This window comes from Rhodococcus sp. IEGM 1241 (assembly GCF_033142365.1).
Classification (GTDB): domain Bacteria; phylum Actinomycetota; class Actinomycetes; order Mycobacteriales; family Mycobacteriaceae; genus Rhodococcus_F; species Rhodococcus_F erythropolis.
This window is the reverse complement of record NZ_JAWLSE010000008.1, coordinates 40,311-56,755: the sequence shown is the minus strand read 5'-3', so window position 1 is coordinate 56,755 and position 16,445 is coordinate 40,311. Positions and strand designations below refer to the sequence as shown.

The 16,445-nt window shown below is 63.1% G+C and carries 14 protein-coding genes; 3 read left to right on the top strand and 11 right to left on the bottom strand.

Going from position 1 to position 16,445, the window contains the following annotated elements:
* Nucleotides 1–75: 75 nt before the first annotated feature.
* From R4P70_RS27740 to R4P70_RS27730, 3 genes are all read right to left on the bottom strand, one after another.
* Nucleotides 76–1,974, bottom strand: coding sequence for a phosphoenolpyruvate carboxykinase (GTP) (locus tag R4P70_RS27740; protein WP_411742487.1), 1,899 nt, complete (start codon nucleotides 1,972–1,974; stop codon nucleotides 76–78).
* Between the two features lie 68 nt (nucleotides 1,975–2,042).
* Nucleotides 2,043–2,900, bottom strand: a complete 858-nt coding sequence (locus R4P70_RS27735) for a hypothetical protein (protein ID WP_019747232.1) — start codon at nucleotides 2,898–2,900, stop codon at nucleotides 2,043–2,045.
* A 122-nt stretch (nucleotides 2,901–3,022) separates the two neighbouring features.
* On the bottom strand, nucleotides 3,023–3,388 hold the full coding sequence (locus R4P70_RS27730; protein ID WP_019747233.1) for an ArsR/SmtB family transcription factor: 366 nt from the start codon (nucleotides 3,386–3,388) through the stop codon (nucleotides 3,023–3,025).
* A 305-nt stretch (nucleotides 3,389–3,693) separates the two neighbouring features.
* Here R4P70_RS27730 and R4P70_RS27725 point away from each other — a divergent pair, with 305 nt between their 5' ends.
* Nucleotides 3,694–4,851: a steroid 3-ketoacyl-CoA thiolase gene (locus tag R4P70_RS27725; RefSeq protein WP_019747234.1), complete on the top strand. Its 1,158-nt coding sequence runs from the start codon at nucleotides 3,694–3,696 to the stop codon at nucleotides 4,849–4,851.
* A gap of 82 nt (nucleotides 4,852–4,933) precedes the next feature.
* On the opposite strand, the gene R4P70_RS27720 is transcribed toward R4P70_RS27725, so the two are convergent.
* Nucleotides 4,934–6,085, bottom strand: a complete 1,152-nt coding sequence (locus R4P70_RS27720; RefSeq protein ID WP_029537658.1) for an acetyl-CoA C-acetyltransferase — start codon at nucleotides 6,083–6,085, stop codon at nucleotides 4,934–4,936.
* A gap of 376 nt (nucleotides 6,086–6,461) precedes the next feature.
* Between R4P70_RS27720 and R4P70_RS27715 the strand changes: the two genes are divergently transcribed.
* On the top strand, nucleotides 6,462–7,034 hold the full coding sequence (locus R4P70_RS27715; RefSeq protein ID WP_019747236.1) for a DUF1275 family protein: 573 nt from the start codon (nucleotides 6,462–6,464) through the stop codon (nucleotides 7,032–7,034).
* A 620-nt stretch (nucleotides 7,035–7,654) separates the two neighbouring features.
* Here the strand turns inward: R4P70_RS27715 and R4P70_RS27710 are convergent.
* From R4P70_RS27710 to R4P70_RS27700, 3 genes are all read right to left on the bottom strand, one after another.
* Nucleotides 7,655–8,635, bottom strand: a complete 981-nt coding sequence (locus R4P70_RS27710; RefSeq protein ID WP_232253099.1) for a flavin-containing monooxygenase — start codon at nucleotides 8,633–8,635, stop codon at nucleotides 7,655–7,657.
* A gap of 163 nt (nucleotides 8,636–8,798) precedes the next feature.
* Entirely contained in the window at nucleotides 8,799–10,037 is a 1,239-nt protein-coding gene (locus R4P70_RS27705; protein ID WP_019747237.1) for an MFS transporter, read from the bottom strand.
* A gap of 10 nt (nucleotides 10,038–10,047) precedes the next feature.
* The gene (locus R4P70_RS27700) at nucleotides 10,048–11,400 is read right to left on the bottom strand and encodes an NAD(P)-binding domain-containing protein (RefSeq protein WP_317832765.1); all 1,353 of its coding nucleotides are present in this window, start codon (nucleotides 11,398–11,400) and stop codon (nucleotides 10,048–10,050) included.
* A gap of 99 nt (nucleotides 11,401–11,499) precedes the next feature.
* Between R4P70_RS27700 and R4P70_RS27695 the strand changes: the two genes are divergently transcribed.
* Complete coding sequence (locus R4P70_RS27695; protein WP_037131630.1) at nucleotides 11,500–12,381, top strand: helix-turn-helix domain-containing GNAT family N-acetyltransferase; 882 nt, start codon at nucleotides 11,500–11,502, stop codon at nucleotides 12,379–12,381.
* Between the two features lie 443 nt (nucleotides 12,382–12,824).
* On the opposite strand, the gene R4P70_RS27690 is transcribed toward R4P70_RS27695, so the two are convergent.
* From R4P70_RS27690 to R4P70_RS27675, 4 genes are all read right to left on the bottom strand, one after another.
* Nucleotides 12,825–13,541: a TIGR02206 family membrane protein gene (locus tag R4P70_RS27690; RefSeq protein ID WP_003944610.1), complete on the bottom strand. Its 717-nt coding sequence runs from the start codon at nucleotides 13,539–13,541 to the stop codon at nucleotides 12,825–12,827.
* A gap of 89 nt (nucleotides 13,542–13,630) precedes the next feature.
* On the bottom strand, nucleotides 13,631–14,050 hold the full coding sequence (locus R4P70_RS27685) for a ubiquinol-cytochrome c reductase iron-sulfur subunit (protein ID WP_011331647.1): 420 nt from the start codon (nucleotides 14,048–14,050) through the stop codon (nucleotides 13,631–13,633).
* Nucleotides 14,047–15,309: a ZIP family metal transporter gene (locus tag R4P70_RS27680; RefSeq protein ID WP_011331646.1), complete on the bottom strand. Its 1,263-nt coding sequence runs from the start codon at nucleotides 15,307–15,309 to the stop codon at nucleotides 14,047–14,049. Before R4P70_RS27680 ends, R4P70_RS27685 begins: the two co-directional genes overlap by 4 nt.
* Nucleotides 15,306–16,367: a multicopper oxidase domain-containing protein gene (locus tag R4P70_RS27675; protein WP_011331645.1), complete on the bottom strand. Its 1,062-nt coding sequence runs from the start codon at nucleotides 16,365–16,367 to the stop codon at nucleotides 15,306–15,308. Before R4P70_RS27675 ends, R4P70_RS27680 begins: the two co-directional genes overlap by 4 nt.
* Nucleotides 16,368–16,445 lie beyond the last annotated feature (78 nt).

The window sequence follows — 16,445 nt, the reverse complement described above, 5'->3', positions numbered from 1 at the left end:
GGATCGGGATCTTCGATGAGGGCCTCCAGCGCGAGAGACTCGACGTGAGATGCGCTGGCAGCCCTGCTCGGGGGGTCAGCAGTCGTCGGCGCGGGTGCGCACACGCCGGAAATGCGTGTCGCGGGACGGGGCCTCGTCGGTGAGTTCGTAATCGAACGTCGACAGTCGTTGACGCAAGGCACGCAACTCTTCACGCAGCGCGTCGGGGAGTCTGTTGCCGCCGATCGTGGCGTACCACTGATCGATGAGGGGAAGTTCGGCCGCCCACTCCGCCGGGTCGACCTTCAAGGCAGCGGCAATGGTGGGACGATGTATGCCGAGTCCGGTCAGATCCAGGGCATCGAGGGTCGGAACGTGACCGATCGGGGTCGCCTCGGACTCGCCGGTTCCCTCGACGCGTTCGAGTGCCCACTTGAGGATCCGTGAGTTTTCTCCGAAGCCGGGCCACAGGAACTCGTCGTGGTCGCCGCGGCGAAACCAGTTCACGTAGAAGATCTTCGGCAGCTTCGAGGACTCGGTGCGCGCGCCGATATCGAGCCAGTGCTGGAAATAGTCCCCGACGTGGTAGCCCAGGAACGGCAACATCGCCATCGGGTCGCGGCGCACCACCCCGACGGCTCCGGCTGCGGCGGCCGTGGTCTCCGAGGAGAGTGTCGAGCCGAGGAAGACGCCGTGCTGCCAGTCGAAGGATTCGGTGATCAACGGCATGGTGGTGGCGCGTCGGCCTCCGAAGAAGATCGCCGAGATCGGAACCCCTGCCGGGTCGTTCCATTCCGGCGCCACTGTCGGGCACTGTGCGATCGGGGTGCAATAACGTGAATTCGGGTGTGCTGCCGGTGTTCCCGACGTCGGAGTCCACTCGCGCTGTTGCCAATCGAGGAGATGCGCCGGGGGCTCTTTGGTCATCCCCTCCCACCACACGTCACCATCGTCGGTCAGGGCGACGTTGGTGAAGATGGAGTTCCCTTTCTCGATCGTCGCCATGGCATGCGGGTTCGTCGCGGTGCTGGTACCCGGGGCGACACCGAAGAAACCGGCTTCGGGGTTGACGGCGTAGAGCCGGCCGTCGTCACCGAAACGCATCCAGGCGATGTCGTCACCGATCGTTTCCGCGGTCCACCCGTCGAGTGTGGGATCGAGCATCGCCATGTTCGTCTTGCCGCACGAGGACGGGAACGCCGCCGCGATGTAGTGCACGACCTCGTCCGGGGAGGTGAGCTTGAGGATGAGCATGTGCTCTGCCAGCCAACCCTCGTCCTTGGCCATCTTCGACGCGATACGCAAGGAGTAGCATTTTTTCCCCAGCAGCGCGTTCCCGCCGTAGCCCGAGCCGTAACTCCAGATGGTGCGTTCTTCGGGGAAATGGGAAATGTACTTGGTGTGATCGCACGGCCACGGGACGTCGACCTGCCCGTCGTAGAGGGGTGCGCCGACCGAGTGCAGACATTTGACGTACTCGACATCCCCACCGAGTGCCTCCCAGACCGGTGTCCCGGACCGGGTCATGACCTGCATCGACACGGCGACGTATTCCGAGTCCGTGATCTGGACACCGAATTTCGGTTCCGGGGCATCGAGGGGCCCCATGCAGAAGGCGATGACATACATCGTGCGCCCCGACATCGCGCCGCGGTACTGCTCGGTCATGACCGTCTTCATATCGAGGGGGTCCATCCAATTGTTCGTCGGACCGGCATCTTCGCGCGACTGGGAACAGATGAACGTCCTGTCCTCGACCCGGGCGACGTCCTCGGGATCGGAGACACACCGGAACGAGTTCGGCTTGCGGTCCAGGCGCACGAACGTGCCTTTGTCGACGAGCAGATCGGTCAGGCGATCCCATTCGGCGCCGGACCCGTCGCACCAGATCACCTCACGCGGTGAGGTCAGGTCCTCGACCTCGGCCACCCAGGCCGCGATGTCGGCACGAAGCGCGCCGAGACGAATCGGGTCGGAGTCGATATGGGTTGTCACTGTGTTCTCCTGACATGTGTTCGGTGCGCGGTACGCATCTGTCCGAGCGGGATAGGCGAGAAATTCGATCAGTGCAGGTGGGTGCTGTACGGAGGGGCGTGGCCGAGGGATTTGGTGACCTGTCGGGCGATCGAGGAGAGCAACATCCGCTCGTCCGCGGACGGGAGAGTGCACCCCGGCGGGGTGATCAACGCCAGTGAGCGCGCGCAGGCGGCGATCATCTCGGCGGTCAGGACGGTGACGTCATGGCCGCAGAGGACACCGAGCAGTCCGGGAAGAACGACCGCGCCGTGATCGAAAGTTTCACCAGGCAAGCTCACCACTTGCCGTGTGGGTACCGAATCGCCCACGCAGCCATCGAGATCGACGAGAACATCGTTGTGTTCCATCAGTCGGCGCAGCGGAAACTGGTGCGCATCACTGGTGCGCCAGCTGCTGATACCGGCGACACCGGACATCAACAACGTCGGCCCGAGCATCGGAGCTCGATGGGCCCCGGTGATCACCACTTGCCCAACCCGCGGCCCCACGACGAGGTTGCGCAGCGCCGAAATCGTCATTGCGGTCAATGTTGCTGTCACGACGTCGATCTCGGTGACGACCAGCGGGCCGCCCCGCTCGGCGACCCCGTGCTGCACGGCGGTGGCGGCAGGGGCGTCCAGTCCGACGACGAAGGCAGCGGAGATGCGCGGTTGCAGGCTCAGTACACGGGCGATCACGGTGTTGACGTCCGCCGTCGCCAAGGGCAACCGAACCGCGTGCAGTGCCGTCCGGTCGCAGATCATGGCGGCGTAGTCCTCCATCGCCTCCCACGGTGACCGCGTCCTGACCTCGGCGCGATGTGATCTGGCCGCGGCAACTCCCACCACCGCGACATCGACGCGGCTCAAGACTGCACTGCCTGGATGGACGTCGTTGGTCGTCACCGCCCGCCACCTCTTTCGAATCGATCAGCCGGTTGTCCGGTTACTAGTTCTACAATGTACGTACTTTAGCAATTTCGCAACTAGTGGATACGGGCAGGAGCCCGTCCTGCAGGATGTGCGCTCTACCGTGCTTTACCGGCCAGAGCGGGTGGCTCCGGAATCTCCTCGACCAACATTTCGGCCTGGCCGGCGACCATTCCGGTCAAGATGGCCCGCGCCGTGGTCAACAAATCGGCGACACGCGGCGACGTCAGAGCGTACGAGACGGACAACCCTTCCCGCCGTGCGGTCACCAGACCTGCTCGGCGCAGGATGGACAGTTGCTGCGACAGATTTGCCGGCTCGATCCCGACCTCGGGAAGCATCTCCGAGACGGCATGCTCACGCTCACTCAAGAGCTCGAGGACGCGAATACGTGCGGGGTGTCCCAGCGTCTTGAAGAAGTCGGCCTTCATCTGATAAAGCGGCTGCCGCGAGTTCACAACCACGACGCCTCCTGTCACTCGAATCGGATCGTCGGCATGCGCATAGGTGTGGCGCGCCGCTGTCCTGCCTCTGCGAAACGTGCGCAGAAGCTCCCACCGGTTGTGGTACTTGCGAATCTTAGCAATTTGCGTGGGTATCCGTCGGCGCAGAGCGGGAAGTGGCGGCCGTGGCGAAGCTTCAAATCGCAACATGTTTCAGAATCAGGCGTCACTGAGTTGAAATATGTTGTGGTATAGCTTTATTCGTCGCCCTGAAAATGACACACACGTTCTAATAATTTTTGCTACTCGAGGAGGTACGACAACACATGGGAAATCCTGTGATCGTGGAAGCGGTACGCACTCCCATCGGAAAGCGCGGAGGATGGCTCTCGGGTCTGCACGCCGCCGAATTGCTGGGAGCTGCTCAACGAGGGCTACTCGATCGTGCGGGACTCGATCCGATGCTCGTCGAACAAGTCATCGGGGGGTGCGTCACTCAAGCCGGCGAACAGTCCAACAACGTGACGCGGACTGCATGGCTGCATGCCGGTCTTCCCTGGCAGACCGGATGTACCACCATCGACTGCCAATGCGGCTCGGCCCAACAGTCGACCCATCTGATCGCCGGTCTGATTGCCACCGATGCGCTCGACGTCGGAATCGGCTGTGGCGTCGAAGCGATGAGCCGAGTTCCCCTCGGTGCCAATGTCGGTGTGCACGCCGGACCTCGTCGACCTGCCTCCTGGAACATCGACATGCCCGATCAATTCGAGGCCGCCGAACGCATCGCCCGCCGCCGCAACCTGACGCGGACCGACATCGAAGCCTTCGGCGTGCACTCGCAGGTGAAAGCGCACCGCGCGTGGGCGGAGCACCGTTTCGACACCGAAGTGCTGCCCGTCACAGCGCCGGTGCCCTCATCGGGCTCGGAACCTACCTACACGCTGGTCGAGAAAGATCAGGGTCTGCGAGAGACCACTGCGGAGGCACTTGCTGCGCTCACCCCGATCATTGCCGGCGGAATACACACCGCCGGAACCTCGTCGCAGATTTCCGACGGCGCAGCTGCGGTCCTGCTGATGGACCACACCCGCGCCGAGCAACTGGGCCTGACGCCGCGTGCCCGGATCGTCGCGCAATGCCTCGTCGGCGCCGAACCCGAATTCCACCTCGACGGACCGGTACAGGCAACCAGTCGGGTGCTCGACAAGGCCGGAATGAAGATCGGCGATCTGGACCTGTTCGAGATCAACGAGGCATTCGCCTCCGTCGTCCTGTCCTGGGCCAGCGTGCACGACCCCGACATGAACACGGTCAACGTCAACGGCGGCGCCATCGCCCTCGGACATCCCGTGGGAAGTTCCGGAGCCCGACTGATGGCCACCGCACTGCACGAACTCGAACGACGCGACGCCTCAACAGCATTGATCACCATGTGCAACGGAGGAGCCCTCGCCACCGCCACGATCATCGAACGCATCTGAGAGCGGGGTCGGTCGAGTCGACGCCTCGGTGAGCCGACCGACCCCCACCGACAGTGAAGAAACGAACATCCGAGAACGGGCGTCATCCCAAGCGTTCGATGATCGTCACGTTCGCCGTGCCGCCACCTTCGCAGATCGTTTGCAAGCCGAAGCGCCCGCCTGTGCGTTCGAGTTCGTTGAGCATCGAGGCGAACAGTTTCGTTCCGGTAGCGCCGAGCGGGTGCCCGAGGGCAATCGCACCGCCGTTGACATTCACCCGGGCGGGATCGGCGCCGGTTTCCTTGATCCACGCCAAGACCACCGGCGCGAAAGCCTCGTTGATCTCCACCACGTCGATGTCGTCGATACTCAAACCGCACTTGCCCAGCGCGTACTTCGTGGCCGGTATCGGCGCGCTGAGCATGAAGATGGGATCCGCGCCCCGCGCGCTCAGATGATGAATGCGTGCTCGCGGAGTCAAGGAATGACGGGCCACCGCAGCCGCCGACGCCACGAGGACCGCGCTCGCTCCGTCGCAGATCTGGCTCGCCGAGGCCGCGGTGACAACGCCGTCGGGCAACAACGTCGGTAGAGCTGCCATCTTCTCGAGACTGGTCTCTCGTGGGCATTCGTCGACCCGAAAATCGCCCACCGGCACGATTTCGTTCTCGAACCGCCCGTTCTCGATCGCCGATCGAGCCCGGGCGTGGCTCTGCAACGCCCACTGTTCCATCTCGATCCGACTGATCTGCCAGTTCCGAGCAATCAACTCCGCGCCGCGGAACTGGGAAACCTCCTGATCGCCGTACATCCGGCGCCACCCGATCGACCCGTGAAACGGTGTCTCGAAGCCGAACTGTTGCCCCACCGTCATCGCCGAGGCGATCGGTATCGCGCTCATGTTCTGCACTCCACCTGCAACAACGAGATCCGCCGTACCGCTCATCACTGCCTGAGCGGCGAAGTGCACCGCTTGCTGACTCGAACCACATTGGCGATCGACAGTCACCCCCGGCACCTCCACCGGAAGCCCCGCCGCCAACCAGGACGTGCGTGCGATATTGCCCGCCTGCGGCCCGATGGCATCGACACACCCGAAAATGACGTCGTCGACACCGTGCGGGTCGATTTCGGTGCGTTCGAGCAGATGAGTGAGAACGCCCGCCCCCAGATCTGCCGGATGGGTGGCAGAGAGCGCGCCCCCCTTTTTTCCGATTGCAGTGCGCACCGCATCGATGATGTATGCCTCGGACATCGAGAACTCCTCCATCCTGGCCCGCGCGGCTACGACTTCGAGCACTGACGCGAGACGTCGTCGCACAGCGACGAAACCCTTCATGTACCAAGCAGTTGCTTGGTACATGAAGGGTAGTACCGCACCCATTCGGCGGGAACGGGCACCCACAAAACCGCTCATCCCAGCAGGTTTCAGCTCTCCCGCAAGGCGGTGGGCGTATTCTCCCAACCATCGACTGCGTTGCCCGCAATGCGGTCGAACATGTTCACGATCCGCTATCGACCCCGGCCCGTATCCCGAGGGCGACATCAGAAAGAGCCCAGCAGTGACGCACGAGCCCTCCGCCGATCCCGCGAGTGGGAGTCCCTTTCCGCATTCTCCGGCGGACACTGTAATGAACCTCTACGTCGGCTTCCTCGACTCCTTCGCCATCTTCCTCATCGGCGGGATCTTCATCTCGTCGGGCAACGCCGCGATCACCCCCATCGACACATGGTCGATCAACCTCCCCGTCCTGGTAGGTACCATCGCCAGTGCCCTGATCGGATTCGTTCTCGGCGTCGTGATCGCGACACTCCTCGCATCCCATCGCGGGCGAGTTCTTCTGACAGCGACTCTTCTCCTGACCGTTGCTGGATTGACGATGCTGTTCATGCCCGGACCGGTCGTCGTGGCGTTCCCCGTCGCGCTCGCCGTGGGCGCCGTCAACGTACTTCTCGGCACGCGCGGCCAACTCGCGGACGCCACCCGCGAAGTGACCAAGAAATGGTTGTCGCACAATACAATCCAACCCATCAGGCGAAGGGTCCACAGCTCGGCCGGATTCATCGGCGGGGTGGCAGTGGGAGCGCTCAGCTATCGACTCCTTGCCGAGGCAAGTCTGTGGCTGGCGCTGGCCGGTTCGATAGCCATGATGGCACTGACCCGCCGGAGGCCAACAGAAAACACGGCGACCACCAACCGGTGACCACTCGCCGCGAGCGACCCTGCAGGCGAAAATCCGCAAGCCGCAGAATCTCGCCAACAGGGTCTACACGTCCCCGTCACAGTCCAGGAAACGAGAACGTGACTCGGCCGACCCTACGCCTGACCGGAACCAGACACGTTCACCGGCAGGCTATCTACCCTCGCGATGCAGCTGGACCGCGAAGCGGAGAGCAAAAGCCGGAGAGCAAAAGCCGGGGAGGGCCACCGGGGCCGGTGTCAGCGCCATCTCGATAGACGGCATCCACCATGCTCTCCCATCGAAACGACACGGTCAGGCCCGCAATCTTCGCCATCGTTCAGGACGTCGAATACGGGACGTCGAATACGCTGTCCCCAATGTGATTTGAGCGAACTGGCCACGCGTCTCACCGCTGCCTGTGCCCGATAGGATTTGCTTTGGTCAACACCAGTATTCATTCCTGGAAATAGTGCAGAAAGCGAATACCTGCCGTGCACCGGTTTGCACCGGTGGAGGCTTCAGACACCCCGCATTCAAAGGGGTGCGCATAGACGGGACCGCCGCCGACGTCGACCTCCCCGGACGACACTGACCACCCCTGACATGACGAAGCCGCCGGCACCGGATGGTGTCCAGCGGCTTCACAGGGGCGGTGCCCGTCTTGCGCCTCTCGGCAAGTGGCCGCTCAAAGCGGCATTTCTTTCGGTGGTACCCGGGCAAAGAGCAACGCCAGCAGGAGTGAGTCGTCGGACGACGTAGTGCGCGTCGCGGCCCACCCCGCGTAGGGATGCGGACGAGAGGCTTCGTTGCCATTCCAGTCCCACGTATCCGAGTCCGGGGTGGGTGGTGGACAGGCCTTTCTTGTGGCGGGGATGGCCGGTGTCGGTGAGTGCCTCGAGTTCTGTGAGGTAGTTCAGGTTGGGGGTGTATCCGGTGGCGAGGATGACTGCGTCGTCGGTTGTTGTGGTGTCGTCGGGCCAGAAGGCTTGGTTTCCTTCGAGTTTGGTGAACATGGCGCGGCGTTTCGGCCTGCCGGCGAACAGGGCTGCGTGGTAGCGGCCGGTGTCGAACACCGGCGACGTCGGTGGCCGCGAGAGAAGATGCCCGATCGGGAGGGTGTCGATTCCGGTGTACTTGAACCAGAAGTGCATGTCTCGGCGTAGGGGTCGTTGCGGGGCGAAGGTCACGGGGTTTCGGCTGGCCAGGATCACATCGGCTGTTTCGGCGACCTCGGCAGCGATCTGTACTGCGGAGTTCCCGGCGCCGACGACGATGACGTTCTGCCCCGTGTAGGTGGTGGGTTCGCGGTAGTCGGCGGCGTGCACAACAGTCCCGGTGAAGGCATCGAGTCCCTTCAGCGCGGGAATGTGTGGAATGCCGAATCCTCCTGTGGCGGCAATGATTCGAGGTGCGGTGAAGACGAATCCGCTGTCGGTCCGGACGGTGAACTGGCCGCCGCTGGTGGTGACGGTGCCGGCTCGTTCGTTGACGTGGATGTCCACATCGAGAGTCTTCGCGTAACGCCGGAGATAGTCGACGACTTCGTCGCGGCCGGGATAGCGGTCACCGTCGCCGCCGAACGGTAGACCGGGGAGGGAGCTGTACTTTGCTGGTGAGAACAAAGTGAGGCTGTCGTAGTACTGCGGCCAGGAGCCGACGGGTTCGCTTCCAGCTTCGACGACTTCGTCGCGGCCGGGATAGCGAGATGATTGGCCGCGGTCAGGCCGGACTGACCGCCCCCGACGACGATCGCGTCGTAGTGCGTCATGAGAGTTTCTCTTTCGGTCAGGAAGTGATCGGAATCGTTGTGGTGGTGCGGAGGGCGGGGATGGTTGCTGCGCTGATCACGGCGCCGACGAGGGCGATCGCTCCGAGGACGAGGTAGGCGTGGGCGTAGCTCCCGGTCCAGGTGGAAAGCACGGTACCGGCCCACGGCGCCAGGGCCATGACGATGACGATCGGTGCGGACATCAGCCCGTTGAGTCGCCCGTAGTGTTCGCCGCCCCAGCGGTCGGTGATGGCGGTGGCCTGGATCAGGGTGAAGATGCCGCGGACCAGTCCGGCGCCGACGGCGATGCCGATCAACGCCGCCGCCGAGCTCGCCAGACCTAACCACGCGGTGCTCAGACCGGCAACGACGATGACCGATACCGTGCGCACTCGGACACTGGTCTTCGCTGCGAGTGGTAGGTAGAAGATGCGGCCGATGACCTGACCGGCGCCGCCCAGCCCGAGGGTGAGTGCGGCGAGGCTGGGACTGAAACCGCGTTCGATCAGCAGCGGTACGAGGTTGAAGACGCCGGCGGATGCGGCGAAGGCGGCTGCAGCGAGGGCGACGATCAGAGCAAGGAATGGGATGCTGCGTGAGGTGCGGTGATAGTCGCCGGGCTGCGCGTGGGGCAGCCGGATGGGGTCGGGCCATCCGCCCCGCAACCCCCAGATATGTCCGGGGATGGTGATCACGGCCAGTATGGCGGCGAGCACCAGGTAGGTTGTGCGCCAATCGAAACGATCGGCCAGAGCGACAGACAGTGGCGCGAACACCGTGCTGGCCAGACCCGCAGCGAGGGTGAGAATCATCAGTGCTTTGACGTAGTTGTCGCCGTACCAGCGGGTCAGGGCGGCGAAGGCCGGTGGATACAGCACCGCGCCCATCGCGATTCCGGCGAACACCCACCCTGCGAAAAACAGAGGGAGGGTGTGAGCGGTCGCGATGACCACCAGTGCGGGTACAGCGAGTACAGATCCTGTGGTCATGACCCAGCGGGGCCCGTGGCGATCGAGGATCCGTCCCACCGGTATGCCGACGGCGGCGGCGACGAGTTGGCTGACCGAGAACGCCGCCACGATCACCGAGGTCGACCATCCGGTATCGCGGGAAATGGCTACCGACAGAACAGGAAACGCGTAGTACAGGATTCCCCAGCTGGTGATTTCGGTCAGACACAGCGCCACCAGGACCCGCCGCAGCCCCGACGGGTCGAGGCTGACGGGGCGCTGCGGCGGATCCTCGATGGTCGTCATCGGCTGCGTCTTATCCGCAGGAGTTGGAACTGCCGGAAGGGCTGGACAGCGAGATCAGCTCCGGAGCAGGTGCGGCGCAGCAGCCGCCCTCGGATTCCGCGGTGTCGGGTTCGTCGAAAACACCTGCGCCGCCGCAGACTCCGGTTTCAGGGAGGATCAACTCCACCCGAGCAGCGGCCTCGTGGTCACCGGCGAGTTCTGCGGCGATGCTGCGAACCTGCTCGTACCCGGTCATCGCCAGGAACGTCGGCGCACGGCCGTAGCTCTTCATCCCCGCCAGGTACACGCCGGGTTCGGGATGGCGAAGTTCTTTCGCGCCGTGCGGATAGACCGTGCCGCAGGAGTGGACGTTCGGGTCGATCAGAGGCGCCAACTGTGTCGGGGCCTGCAGCACGGGGTCGAGGCCCAGTCGGATTTCCGACAGCCACGACAAGTCGGGGCGGAATCCGGTCAAGGTGACGACGTTGTCGACGTTCTCGATCCGGGTGCCGGCATCGGACACCAGTGCGAGCTGACCATTGTCGGCGGATTCGACGGCGGCGGTGCGGAAACCGGTGACCACGGTGAGAAGTCCGTCGTCGACAGCCTTCTTCGCGCGGAGTCCGAGTGCGCCGCGAGCGGGCAGCTCGTCCGACTCACCGCCGCCGAACGCGGAACCGATAGCCCCGCGGCGAACAGCCCACGTGATGCGCGTACCGGGGGCTTGCTTTTCGAGTCCGGCTAGCGCGACGATGGCAGTCAGTGCGGAATGGCCGCTGCCTGCGATGACGGTGTGTTTCCCGGCGAACTGGGCACGGATCGCCTCGTCGTCGAGGTCGGGCACACGGTAGGTGATCGCGGCAGCGGCAGCCCTCTCGCCGAGGGCGGGCAGTCCTTCCCCGCCGAGCGGGTTCGGGGTGCCCCAGGTGCCGGACGCATCGACGACGGCCTGGGCGAAGACGCGGTCCTCGCTGCCGTCGGCGCGGCGCAGGTGGATGGAGAGAGGTTCGGTATCGCGGCCGGCGTCGACGACCAGGTCGCGGCCACGTCGGGCGACGCCGATCACCTCGGTGTCGAACTGCACCGCATCACCGAGGGCGGCGGCGAGGGGTTCGAGGTAGAGCTGACGCCACTGCTGTCCGGTCGGGTACGCATCTACGTCGGGAGCGCTCCACCCGTTCTGCTCGAGCAGACACTGCGCGGCGGGATCGACGAGTTCGGACCAGCGGGAGAAGAGCCGGACGTGATTCCATTCGGCGATCGCCGTACCGGCGACGGCGCCTCGCTCAAGCACCAGCGGCGTGAGTCCTCGTTCGCGCAGTTGCGCGGCGGCGGCGAGGCCGATCGGTCCAGCTCCGATCACGACAACGGGTAGTTCGGTCATCACAAATTCCTTTCATCGACAATGATCGATCTTTAATTCGAACTGTATCGATATCAGTCGATGAATGCAACCATCGACGAAGGTCGATATAGTGTGTGCATGACATCGCTGCAGACCCCGACGGTGCGCGTCGGCGATTCGGACCCAGGTGCGGTCGACTCGAATGTGCTCGAGCAAGCTGACGCCGACACCTACGCGCAGTGGTTCGCGTGCCTGGCCGAACCGATGCGGGTGCGGCTGCTGCACCGCGTCGCGAGCGCTGCTGGCGGCATCACGATCGGGGCTCTCGCCGAGGCGTTGGGGATCGGGCAGCCCACGGTCTCCCACCATGTACGTAAGCTCGCCGATGTGGGATTCGTCAGCCTGCGCAAAGAGGGGACCAGCACCGTTGTCGCGATGAATCCGACGTGCTGCGTCGCGTTGCCGCAGGCCGCCGACATCGTGATGGGAGTTCTCGCGCCGCGGCCGTGCTGCCCGAGCGATCTTCCTGACGATGTCGCCGTCCGGGTCATGTCCGATGACGACTGGGACGCCGTTCTGCGGATCTACGGCGAAGGGATCGCCACGCGCAACGCCACTTTCACCACCGAAGTCCCCAGCCGGGAGTATCTCGATGCGCAGTGGCTGCCGAATCATCGCTGGGTCGCCACCATCGACGATGTCGTCGTCGGCTGGGCTGCCCTGAGTTCGACCTCCGGGCGGGACTGCTACCGCGGAGTCGCCGAAAATTCCGTCTATGTCGCCGACGGGATGCGCGGGCGAGGTGTCGGAAAAGCGTTGCTACGCAAGCAAGTCATGGCAGCGGACGCGGATGGGCTCTGGACCCTGCAGACGTCGATCTTCCCTGAAAATCGCGCCTCCGTCTCCCTGCATCACTCGGCAGGGTTCCGCACCATCGGGATCCGCGAGAAGATCGCCCAACTCGACGGGATCTGGCGCGACACAGTCCTGCTCGAACGCCGAACGGCAGCGGATTCCTGATTTTCTGAACCGCCAATCGAAGCATTTTTCGGCAATCGATCCGCCATATGTGATCAGCAACTCGAAGCAACCCCTTAGCTCGAGTGCAGAGTGAATCTGCTGAGACGTGATTCCCGCTGTAACTGGCAAATTATTCGTGGGCTGGTGTCACGTCCTCCTGCAGTGAGTTCTTGAGGGCTCGGGATCAGCGGCTTCACAGCAGAGCGGTCACCGTCGGGGATGTACGTGCAGACGAACTGGAGCGGGTGAAACTGAAAGTCTTCGCGAGTCGCCGATCGGAGTGTGCAACGCCGCCTGCATCTACATGCCGGTTGAGTATCACATCTGCTGCTCTCGCTTGCCTGTCACTCGGCTGCCCGGTAGCTCGATTGGGCAGGACTGTGCAGATTGTTGCTGAAAAGCGGTCGGTCCATGCCAGGGGTGCGGAGGTCGAGCGAGGACGGCTAGACCACGGGTTGCGCGGCGTCCTTGTCGAGAATTCCGTCTCTCTCCCACGGCCACGTCATCAGAGCCCAGATGATGAATACGATTGTCATCCCAGAAAACAGATACACCGGCCACGGACCCATCAGGTCCAGCAGCGATGCGGTGGAAGGTTTGGCGTTGAGAAAGCCGTAATTGGTATCGGCGATGCGATTGAAGATGAAAGTGACTATCGCCCATGTCAGCGTGACCAGTACCGCGAAGCGGTAGCTGCGCCATGTAGGTCGCATTCTCCGGCCCCACGTGAGATAGATCGCGGCCCAGACGACAAACAGGTGAATCGCCCAGAAGGCAAGAAACTCGTAACCGGGGAAGTCGGGCCCGGCCAGAGCCGGTGAAATCAACGCCTGCGTACTCAATACAAGCCCCCAGTAGTAGGTGAGGGCGAACGGCCAATGTCGGTGCGACCACAATGCGTAGATCGCGGACACTGTCGCGAGATCGGTGAGTTGTAAGGGTACGGATCCTCCTAGCGTGGGTGAGGACAGCGAGTAGAGCACCGCCGAGCCGTATATCACCGCCAGTATTCCGCCGAGGGCGCGGCTGAGGTGGCGAGCTTGCGCTTCGGTCTGTCTACGTCCCGCCCAGATCAGAAACACCGAACCCGCGACAAACAGAGCGATGGCTGCCCAATGCGATGGGCCGTACGCCGAGAACTCGGGTTGTGCAGAATACACATCTCTCACTTCCTCAGCGCCGCCGAACGCACTGTTCCATAACAACCTTCGCAGATAGCTGTCCCAGTTCGGAAGTGCCGTTCTCCGGCTTAGTTGACGATGATCGTGTCCGCGGTGCGAGAAAGGGCGTAGCTGTGCAGTGGCTTCTGAGCAGGTCGTTGCACGACCGAGCCATCGACGATGGAGTATCGGCTGCCATGACATGGGCAGTTGATCGTTCCATCGCTGACCTCGGAGACTACGCATCCCTGGTGGGTACATACCGCAGAGAAGGCTTGGAACACGCCTTCCTGCGGCTGGGTGATCACGACTTGCTCGTCCGCCAGAATGACTCCGCCGCCGACAGGAACCGCTGATATCGGAACCTCGGCACTGCCCAGGGTTACGCCGGGTGCATTGCTGTTGTTCTGGGTGCTACATCCGGCAACGGCGAGACAAGTTGTCGCGCAGGCTGTGAGGAGGACCGTTCTGCGCCCGACCTTGATGTCGGATGGATCGATCGTGCTCATGCGGGGACCACCAAACCAGTGAGAAACATCAGGAGTATTCCGACACCGACGCCGACGAGAACCATCGGATCCAGATCCGAGCGGCCTTGTGTGCGCAAGGACGGTGCAATTTGGATGACGACCTGGATGATTGCGCCGACCCCGACTCCGAGCAGCAACGCAGATACTTCACGGTTGTCGACGCCCGCCCCGATAACAGCACCGAGAATTGCCGGCGCACCCGCGATCAATCCCAACCCCAACAAGGTCAACAGGGGGGTACGTCGCCGAGCCAACGGTGCGATGATCGCGAGTCCCTCTGTTGTGTTGTGCAGGGTGAATCCGATAACGAGGAACGCGCCGAGCGCAAGCTCACCTACCGCATACGCGGATCCGATCGCGAGGCCTTCTCCGAGATTGTGCAATCCGATGCCGATGGAAATCATCAGTGCCAGTCTGAGTTCGGATGCACCTGTCGTACCGGCTGGGCGTCTTCCGCGTAGGTAGCGGTCGATGCACGTGAGCGTCAGGAAGGCGATCGCCGCGCCGAGAACGACGAGAGTGCCGCCGCCGAAGGCTCCGCTCGAGGCTGCTGCCAGCTTGAACCCCTCGCTCGTGCCGTCGAAGATCAAAAAGGCGAGCAGACCGACCGTGACGGCCAGCACGAATCTGACTGCCCTGACGCCGGCGCCCCGCATCACAGGTAGCAAGAGCATCCCGAGCAGGACCGGGATGACTCCGACGTATGTGCCCAATAGAGCCATCAAGCCGAAGAACGCCACTCCCGGGACGGGAGTTGCTACGGCAGCGGGAATTTCGTGTTCGATGACCAACCCTGTGGAGGTGAGCATCGAGACGAGGTACGGCTGTCCGGTGATCCACGGGTAGTCGAGGGTGATCGTCTGGGACTCGAGTCTGCCGATGGGATCTGCAGCGCCTACCAAATCGACGAATGTGTCGTTCACGGCAACTTGCGCGACGGTCACCGCGTCGGGGCCGGTGTTGCGTAGCGTCAACGTGATTCGGCCTGGTTCGAGGGCCGTTCGTTCGACGGAGATGTTCTCGATCGGTGGGCCGGTGCGTTCGGGGAGGCTTTGTCCGGCGAGCATTGCCAGCGCAGTCAGGGCGATGACGATGATCGCGAGTACTGCGGCGCCTCGGAGCCAAAGGCCGGTGCGAGATGCGCCTGTTTGATCGGACTCTGTATGCGCGGAACCCGCAGTGTCAAAGGAATTCTCATGAGTGCTCGTAGGAGAGGGAGGATCTGGGGTGCCGGTCATTCGGTCACCTCGAAGAATCCCATCCAGCCCAGATCGGCGAATTCGGTCTTGTGGGCGTGGAACATGTACTTGCCCAGGTAGGGAAAGCGCAGTTCGCATATTCCGCGCTGACCTTGGGCCTGGATGATCGTGTCCGTGAATTCGCTGGACTCGAGCCGAGTCCCGGTCGGGTAGTAGTCGAAGAAGTTCCCGTGCACGTGGAAGCTGTTGATCGGATCGTATTCGAGGACGTTGACCAGGTAGATGCGAACCAGCTCGCCTCGTTTCACCTGTACCGGTTCGTGCATGTGATGGAACGGGATGCCGTTGACCGCGTAGAGCTGGTTTCCTTGCCCGTCGAATGTGGTGTTGTAGCCGTGCATCACCATCACCATTTCGTCAGCCGCCGGGCGCCCCTGAGCTGGATCGACGATGAATGTGCCGTACATGCCGCGGGCAATGTGCTCTGCAAGTGGATTGACGTGGCAGTGATAGAGATGCAATCCGAAAGGGGTTGCATCGAATTCGTAAGTGAATGATTCGCCCGGCTCGATGATGCCCCGACCTACCCCGGGAATTCCGTCCATGTCAGCGGGATGGATTCCGTGAAAGTGCATCGTGTGAGGGTGCGCGGAACCGTTGACGAACCGCACCCGGAGCCGGTCTCCCTCACTGCATCTCAAGGCGGGACCTGGAATGCGGGAGTTGAAGGTCCACGCGGGAAAATAGACTCCGGGTGCTACCTCGATCTCCTCGTCGGCTGCGAAGATCTCCCACTCGCGTAGCGTTCGACCGTCAGGCAATTCGGAAGTCGTCCCGTAGTCGAAGTCACGCAGCATTGCCGTGGGATGAAACCCGTTGGCAGTGTGGTTCACCTGCTGACCGGCCCGAAAGGTCGCACCGCTCGTGCCGCCGTGACGGACTCCGCCGTCTCCGTCAGGTGCGGCGGTACCCGGGTTGGTGTTTCCGGGATGCTCGGTAGGCGATGCGCCCGCAACTCTTCCTGCGTTCATCATGAGTCCGGCTGATCCGGCGAGCGCCCCACCGATCAACAATTGTCGCCGCGACGGTGCGCTCATGGCCACCCGACCGAAGCATCGACATTCCTGGCAGTCAAAAGAGTCACACCTCAAAGTTTGTCATGCCGAACTTTATTT